Origin of the sequence: Tepidibacter formicigenes DSM 15518 (genome assembly GCF_900142235.1) — a bacterium.
Lineage (GTDB): Bacteria > Bacillota > Clostridia > Peptostreptococcales > Peptostreptococcaceae > Tepidibacter > Tepidibacter formicigenes.
The window spans coordinates 1-8,438 of sequence record NZ_FRAE01000086.1; the positions used below are offsets into that span (position 1 = coordinate 1).

At 26.8% G+C, this 8,438-nt stretch carries 5 protein-coding genes and 1 riboswitch; all 5 genes read left to right on the top strand.

Features of this window, described 5'->3' with window-relative positions:
• The first annotated feature begins 282 nt into the window (after positions 1–282).
• The 5 genes from BUA77_RS12000 to BUA77_RS12020 all read left to right on the top strand — a co-directional run bounded on the left by BUA77_RS12000 (position 283) and on the right by BUA77_RS12020 (position 8,120).
• Complete coding sequence (locus tag BUA77_RS12000) at positions 283–2,427, top strand: Tex family protein (RefSeq protein ID WP_072890582.1); 2,145 nt, start codon at positions 283–285, stop codon at positions 2,425–2,427.
• 5 nt (positions 2,428–2,432) lie between these two features.
• On the top strand, positions 2,433–4,517 hold the full coding sequence (locus BUA77_RS12005; protein ID WP_072890583.1) for a hybrid sensor histidine kinase/response regulator: 2,085 nt from the start codon (positions 2,433–2,435) through the stop codon (positions 4,515–4,517).
• A 10-nt stretch (positions 4,518–4,527) separates the two neighbouring features.
• A complete protein-coding gene (locus tag BUA77_RS12010; protein ID WP_072890584.1) occupies positions 4,528–6,105 on the top strand; it encodes a two-component system sensor histidine kinase NtrB in 1,578 nt (525 codons plus the stop codon).
• Positions 6,093–7,247, top strand: a complete 1,155-nt coding sequence (locus BUA77_RS12015; protein WP_143151362.1) for an amidohydrolase — start codon at positions 6,093–6,095, stop codon at positions 7,245–7,247. The genes BUA77_RS12010 and BUA77_RS12015 overlap by 13 nt, the downstream gene beginning before the upstream one ends.
• A 78-nt stretch (positions 7,248–7,325) precedes the next feature.
• A riboswitch (FMN riboswitch) is annotated at positions 7,326–7,441 on the top strand.
• Between the two features lie 76 nt (positions 7,442–7,517).
• The gene (locus tag BUA77_RS12020; protein ID WP_143151363.1) at positions 7,518–8,120 is read left to right on the top strand and encodes an ECF transporter S component; all 603 of its coding nucleotides are present in this window, start codon (positions 7,518–7,520) and stop codon (positions 8,118–8,120) included.
• The last annotated feature ends 318 nt before the right edge of the window (positions 8,121–8,438 follow it).

Sequence of the window (8,438 nt, forward strand, 5' to 3'; positions counted from 1 at the left end):
TTTTTTATAACGAATAGGAAATTATATTCCTATTTAAATTGTGGATAAATATAAATTCCGTTATGAGTTTTAAGCAACGGAATTCGTTAGAATTCGTTGGCGCCATGAAATTTTAAAAAAGTCTACATTGTAAAATCTTTAGAATAAAGACTTTTTTATAATACTTTAGAACTAATATTCAATAAAATTCAAAAAAAGTATCATACTGGAATTAAATTAGTTTTTTAGCATATAGTTTTTTTGATATAATGACTTTGTAAGAAATTAAAAAGGAGAGGTAGTATGAATATAGAAAAAATACTTCAAGAAGAGTTAAGCTTAAAAGAATTACAGGTTGTAAATACTATAAAACTTATAGATGAAGGAAATACTATTCCCTTTATAGCTAGATATAGAAAAGAAATGACAGGTAATCTTAGCGATGTATTGTTAAGAGAATTTCATGATAGACTTAATTATCTTAGAAATCTGAAAAGTAGAAAAGAAGATGTATTAAGGCTTATAGAAGAAATGGGCAAGCTTAATGAGGAAATAAGAGCAAACATTAAAAAAGCTAATACTCTTCAAGAGGTTGAAGATGTATATGCTCCATTTAAACCTAAAAAAAGAACTAGAGCAACTATTGCAAAAGAAAAAGGACTTGAAAGTTTAGCTCTTAGCATACTTAATTATGACATAGAAGATTTAATAAATGAATCTAAGAAATATATAAATGAAGAAAAAGAAGTAAATAGTGAAGATGATGCTATAAAAGGAGCCTTAGATATAATTGCAGAGATTGTATCAGAGGATGCTTCTCTTAGAAAAATTATAAGAAGGATGGCTTTAAATGAAGGAGTGATAACATCTAAAGGAGCCAAAGATGAAAAATCAGTATACGATATGTATTATTCATATAGTGAAAAGGTGAAAACTATAGCTCCTCATAGAATACTTGCCGTAAATAGAGGAGAAAAAGAAAAGTACTTAAAAGTAAAGATTGAGCTTCCTGATGAGAATATATTATATAAAATAAAGAATAAATATATAAAAAATGAAAATGAAGAAATTTCTAAATACATAATTCAATCTATAGAAGACTCCTATAAGAGGCTTATTTTTCCTTCTATAGAAAGAGAAATAAGGAATCATTTAACAGAAATTGCTCAAGAAAGAGCCATAAAAGTATTTGGAGAAAATATTAAAAAGCTTCTTCTTCAGCCTCCGGTAAAAGGAAAGGTAGTTATGGGTTTTGACCCAGCGTATAGAACAGGATGTAAAATAGCTGTAGTTGATGCAAATGGAAAGCTTTTAGATACTATAACTATCTATCCAACAGAGCCTCAAAATGATATAGAAGGATCTAAGAAAGTATTAACTGAGCTTATAGATAAATATAAAGTAGATATAATTGCAATAGGAAATGGGACGGCTTCAAGAGAATCTGAAATGTTTGTAGCATCTTTAATTAAAGAAATTGATAAAGACATAAAATATATTATTGTAAGTGAGTCTGGGGCTTCTGTTTATTCAGCATCTAGTCTTGCTAGTGAAGAGCATCCTGATATAAATGTATCTTTAAGAGGAGCAATATCTATAGCTAGAAGACTTCAGGATCCTCTTGCAGAGCTTGTAAAAATTGAACCAAAGCATATAGGGGTTGGACAATATCAGCATGATGTAAATCAAAAAAGACTAAGCGAAGTTTTAAGTGGAGTAGTAGAGGATAGTGTAAATAGTGTAGGTGTTGACCTAAACAGTGCATCTTACTCACTTCTTGAACATGTAGCGGGAATTACTAAATCTATTGCTAAAAATATAGTTTTATATAGAGAAGAAGTTGGAAAATTCAAATCTAGAAGTGAAATAAAAAAAGTGAAAAGGTTAGGACCAGCTGCTTTTGTTCAATGTGCAGGATTTTTAAGAATATCAGAATCTAAAAATCCACTAGATAATACAGGAGTACATCCAGAAAGTTATGCTGTATGTAAAGCGTTATTAGAAAGAATAGGATATGAATTAGATGATATCAAAAATAAAAATATAAAAGGTATAGATACAAAAATAAAAGAAATTGGAATAGATAATCTAAGCAAAGAGTTAAATGTTGGAATACCAACATTAAGTGATATAATAAATGAAATAAAAAAACCTGGAAGAGATCCAAGAGAAGAAAATATAAAGCCTATATTTAGAAGTGATGTTTTAAAAATAGAGGATATTAAAGAAGATATGATACTTAAAGGAACAGTTAGAAATGTAGTGGATTTTGGAGCATTTGTTGACATAGGAATTAAAAACGATGGACTTGTTCATAAATCACAAATGAGTGATAAGTTTGTAAAAGACCCAATGGAAATAGTATCTATAGGAGATATAATAGATGTAAGAGTGATAGGTATTGATATTGAAAAGAAAAAAGTCTCACTTTCTATGAAGGGGATTTAGAGGATATGAGTATATGTAGAAGGTTAAAGTTTGCAACAAAACTTCAAAATATTATGATATTAAGTACAAAGCTTGAAAGAGATTATTCTATAATATCAAGGTATTTAAATTTGATTTTAAAAAAAGATGAAAGAATACTTATAATAGTAGATAAAATTTATTTAGATAGAGTTTTAGAAAATTTAAAAAAATATGTGTTCAATTTAGATAAATATATAGATTCAAAAAAGATAGCTATAGTAGAATGTGAAGAATTTATAGAAGATACGAATTTGTTTTCTACACTCAAAAAAGAAAGTTTAGCTTTAGGATATGAAAAAGTAAGTATAATTGGGATTTGTACAAGAGAATTAAATACAAAAATTGAATTGATAAAAGGAGCAATTGAAGCAAATTGTGAGTATCTTTGCTATTATAATGTTTTAGATTTATCTATAGAAGGTTTACTAGAGCTATCTTCTTATTATAAAGGAATTTTATTTGAAGATGAGGAAACTGTTGAAATTTATAGTAACAAAAGAATAAAAGAATTAAAACTAATACTTGAAAGTATCCAATCTTCTGTAAAAGCTAAGAAAAATACTTATGATAATATAAAAGATCTTGAAAAATTAAATTCTTTTTTAACTAGTGTAAATAAAATAAAAAGTTTAGATGACTTTTTAAAAAATTTTTTAAAGCTTGTAACTAACATAATGAATGCCTCAGATGGTGGAATTTTAACAAAATCAGAAGGTGAAAGCTTTGATATATATTATAAAATGGGAAAATTTTGCAAGTGTATTGAGAACAATATAAATTTAAAATTAAATGAAAATGAACTTGTTGAGAAAATTAATTTGAAAGATACAATAATGATTTTTTTAAATATTAATGAGTTTACAATTATATACTTATGCTTTGATAAAAATAAATATTGTTATCAGAATAAAGATATATTAGAAATATATGTATCTTCTGCTAGAAATATAGTTAATGCATTTTTAGAAAAAATAAAAAATGATAGTATAATAAGTCAAAACGAAAAATTAAAGGCATTAGGAGAGATATCTAATGGAGTAGCACATGATTTTAATAACATACTTGCTAGCATATCTGGATATGTAGATTTAGCTTTAGTAAAAAATCAAGATAAAACTGTTAGGGATTATCTTGAGGTTATAAAAAGAGCTTCTCTTGATGGAGCTGAAATGTTAAGACGTATTCAAGAGTTTACTAAAGATATAAAAGAAGGAGATGAGCATTTTTTTGAATTAGATAGAATAATAAAAATAGCTTTAAATATGATATCTCCTAAAATAGAAGAAAAATGTATGTCTGGAATTAAGATAAATATAAATAAAGATTTAAGAGAAAATGCGAATATAAAGGGAAGAGAATTTGAAATAAGAGAAGTAATAATAAATATCTTAAATAATGCTATTGATGCAATGCCTCAGGGTGGAGACATACATGTAAGAACTTATAATATAGAGAATAATATATTTATAGAAATAGAGGATACAGGAGATGGAATACCTAAGAACATACTGCCTAGAATATTTGACCCGTTTTTTAGCACAAAGGGTGTTAATGGAAATGGGATAGGACTTTCGGTTTCTTATAAAATAATAAAAGACCATGGCGGAACTATAAAAGTTGAAAGCAATGAAGGAATAGGAACAAAATTTATATTTTCTCTTCCAATAGAGTTAGAAGAAGTTAAAAATATTGATTCAGTTAATGAAGGATATAATCAGGCTTATTGCAAAGTTTTAGTTGTAGATGATAAGATTCCTGTTGCCATGGCAACAGGAGAGATATTGAAGAGTATGGGGAAAGAAGTAGATATATGCTTTAGTGGGGATGAGGCACTTCAAAAGCTTAATAAAACTAAATTTAATTTAGTTATAAGTGATTTAGCAATGCCTAATTTAAATGGAATAGAACTTGCACAAAAGGCTAAAGAAATTTATAAAGATATAAGATTTATTCTTATGACTGGTTGGCTTGGAGATATAGGAGATTATAATAGTGATACAATAGACTATATATTAGAAAAGCCTTTTGGGATAGAAGAAATAAAGAAAATACTACAAATGTTTAATTAGGAGGCAAATGATGATTTCTTGGGGGAATATAGGAGTAATAGGTTCGGGAAAAATATTTGCATTAGACCTAATGGAAAAGTATATAAATACATCTTTAGAAAAAGGCAATTTGTGTGTTTTTTTAGGGAATAAAGACTTGTTTGAAAAGTACGACATAAATAATAAAGATAAAGTAGTTATATTTGAAGATTATAACTTTAAATATGAAGAATTAGAAAAAAAATCTAATAAAATATGTATTATTGCAACTTCCGATTGGATGTTAGAAAACTTAGAAGAGTTACAAAATCGTAGAAATGAAAAAATAAGAGTAATGAATGACAATAGATATAGAGTATATACATTTTTTAATATAATAGATTTTGAATTAGATGTAATAGAGAGATGTTTATTACTTCATGATAAAGTAATATTTGATAATCAAAATAAAAGACAAACAATAAATATACAAGAAATGAATAATATAAGATTTTTATTAAAATCTATCCAAAAAGCAAAGCTTGATAATTTAAATTTAGAGAAAAATAAAAAAAACTTACAAATACTAAATGACTCCATAATTAGCCTTAGTTTTGAAAATAACTTAGATAAAATCATTAAAAAAACTATAGAAACAGTATTAAGTATAACTCATGCAGACTATGGATCTATAACAATACTTTTTAATAATAAAAAAATAGAAAAGGAATATTCATATTCTAATATAGATATGACTTATAGTTATAGGATATATGCTAATACTCAGATAGTGGGAATACTTACTCTTGGGTATAAAGAAAATTCCTATAAAGGAAAATCAGATGATTATGTAATAGATGTTATATGTAGTAGTTTAGGAGATATTATATATACTTTTAAAGAAAGAGAAGAAGGAAAAATACTTAAAAATAGTAATAATAAAATAAGATATATGGGAGAACTTGCAGGAGGTATAGTTCATGATTTAAACAATGTATTTTCTATAATAAAAGGATATACTCAGCTTCTTAGTATAAATAAACAAGCCTATGATATAAAAGAATATATAAATATTATATATAATGGAACAAATGAAGCTATAAACAAAGTAAAGAATTTACAGGATTTTTCAAGAAATATAAAAGAAGATAAAAAATATATATGCATAAATGATATAATAGTAAAGGCTATAGAAACTACTAGACCTAAATGGGAAAATATGACTCATATAAGAGGGAGGAATATTAATATAGTTTTAGATTTAAATAGTATACATAATATATTTGTTCAAGAATCAGATATAAGAGAGGCTATAGTTAATATGATTTTAAATTCTGTAGATTCGATGGAAGATGGAGGGAATATATATATAAATAGCTATGATGAAGAAGAGGATGTTGTAGTGGAAATAATAGATGAAGGAAAAGGAATAGACAATGAAATAATAGACTTTATATTTGATCCTTTTTTTACAACTAAAGAAAAAAGTACAGGGCTTGGTCTTAGTATAGTAAAGAAAAATATAGAAGCAAATGAAGGAAAAATACAAGTTCGATCAGTTAAAGGAAAAATGTCAAAATTTAAAATAAAGCTACCTATTAGAGAGGAGAATGCAAAGTGTTATGTATAAAAAATGGTAAAATATATACTATGGCAAATGGAGTAATAGATGGAGATATATTAATAAAAGATGGGAAAATAGAAGAAATAGGAAAGAATTTAGTAGTTCCTTTAGATGTTAAGGTAATAGATGCGAGAGGAAATTTTGTGTTTCCTGGATTTATAGATGCTCATACACATCTTGGAATATGGGAAGATGGTATGGGTTATGAAGGAGCAGATGGAAATGAAGAAACAGATCCTATAACTCCACATTTAAATGCTATAGATGGAATAAACCCTATGGATAGAAATTTTAAGGAAGCTATACAAGGTGGAATTACAACTGTAGCAAGTGGACCTGGAAGTGCAAATGTAATAGGAGGACAATTTGTAGCTATTAAAACTCATGGAGATAGAATTGATGATATGCTTATAAAAACAATAGGAATTAAAATTGCCTTTGGAGAAAATCCAAAATCTGCTTATGGAAAAGAAGATAAAACTCCTCAAACTAGAATGGCTACAGCATCACTTCTTAGAGAAACTTTAAAAAAAGCAGAGTTTTATTTAGATGATATGACTGAATATGAGGAAAATGAAGATGCAGATAGACCAGAATATGATATAAAGATGGAAGCTTTAATGTCTCTTTTAAAAAAAGAAATACCTCTAAAAGCTCATGCTCATAGAGCTGATGATATATTTACAGCAATTAGAATTGCTAAAGAATTTGATTTAAATCTTACAATAGATCACTGTACAGAAGGACATTTAATAGTAAAACATTTAGCTAAAGAAAATTATCCTATAATAGTTGGGCCGTCTCTTTCTGAAAGAAGTAAAATAGAGCTTAAGAATCTAACGTTTGAAACACCAGGAATTCTTTCAAATGAAGGACTTAAGGTATGTCTTATGACAGATCATCCAGTTGTTCCTGTTCAGTATTTACCACTTTGTGCAGGACTTGCTGTAAAAGCTGGAATGGATAAAAACAAAGCATTAGAGGCTATTACTATAAACCCAGCACAAGTTCTTGGAATAGATGATAAAGTAGGATCTATTGAAGTTGGAAAAGATGCTGATATAGTAATATGGAACGGAGATCCTCTTGAAGTTCAAAGTAAAGTATTATATACAATAGTTAATGGAGAAGTGGTTTATGAAGCTTAGGTAATTATTAATATATAAATTGACATTGATTTGAAAAAGTATTATCATTAAATTAACAATTAAATTAATAAGTTTGAAGATAATCTTCAGGGCAGGGTGAAATTCCCGACCGGCGGTTATAGCCCGCGAGCCATTTTGGCAGACTTGGTTAGATTCCAAGGCCGACAGTAAAGTCTGGATGAAAGAAGATTGATATATAGTATATATATTTATATATCTTATAAAGCCTGAAGTATATCTTCAGGCTTTAAATATTTAGGAGGTATGAATATGTATAATCAAATTTCTGCTAAAAAAAGTTTTTTTAGTACGTCTTCTTTAGTTAAAATATCTATTCTTTCTGTTTTATCTTATTTAATTATGTTTATAGAAATTCCAGTTTTATTTTTTCCAGTTTTTTTAAAATTAGACTTTTCAGATATACCAGCTATTATAGGAGGTTTTGCATTAGGACCAGTAGCAGGAGTATTTATAGAGCTTATTAAAAACTTACTTCATTTTGTAACTAAAAGTAACACTGGTGGAGTTGGAGAATTTGCAAATTTTTTAGTTGGTGGAGGATTCGTATTTGTATCATCAGGAATATATTATATAAATAAGAATAAAAAGAATGCTGTAATTGGATGTATAGTTGGAACAATTGCCATGGCTGTTATCGGAGGATTTGCTAATTATTATATATTAATTCCTTTTTATGCAAAGATATTTCCAATAGAAGCTGTTGTTCAAATGGGAACAGTAGTAAATAAGTCTATAATTGATGTGAAAACTTTAATATATTATGCTATAGTTCCTTTCAATTTACTAAAGGGAGTTATAGTTTCAATTATAACTGCGATATTATATAAAAAGGTTTCTATAATACTAAAATAAATTTACAACTATTTTACAAGTTTATAACAATTTTATAAAAATAATATTAGTGTAGTAAAATTTACTACACTTTTAATTTTTGCGGATAATATTTGTTTATAGAATATAATGACTATTTATGTTAAAATAAAAAGTAGAATAAAGTATAAAAGAGGTGAGATTATGCAGGATAAAATGTATGGGTTATTAGAAAAAATATATACTGAATTAAATATATTTAGACAAGAAACTAATGATAGATTTGAAAATATAGAGAATAGAATAGGGAATTTAGAGGGTAAAGTTGAAAATATAGAGAATAGAATAGGGAATTTAGAG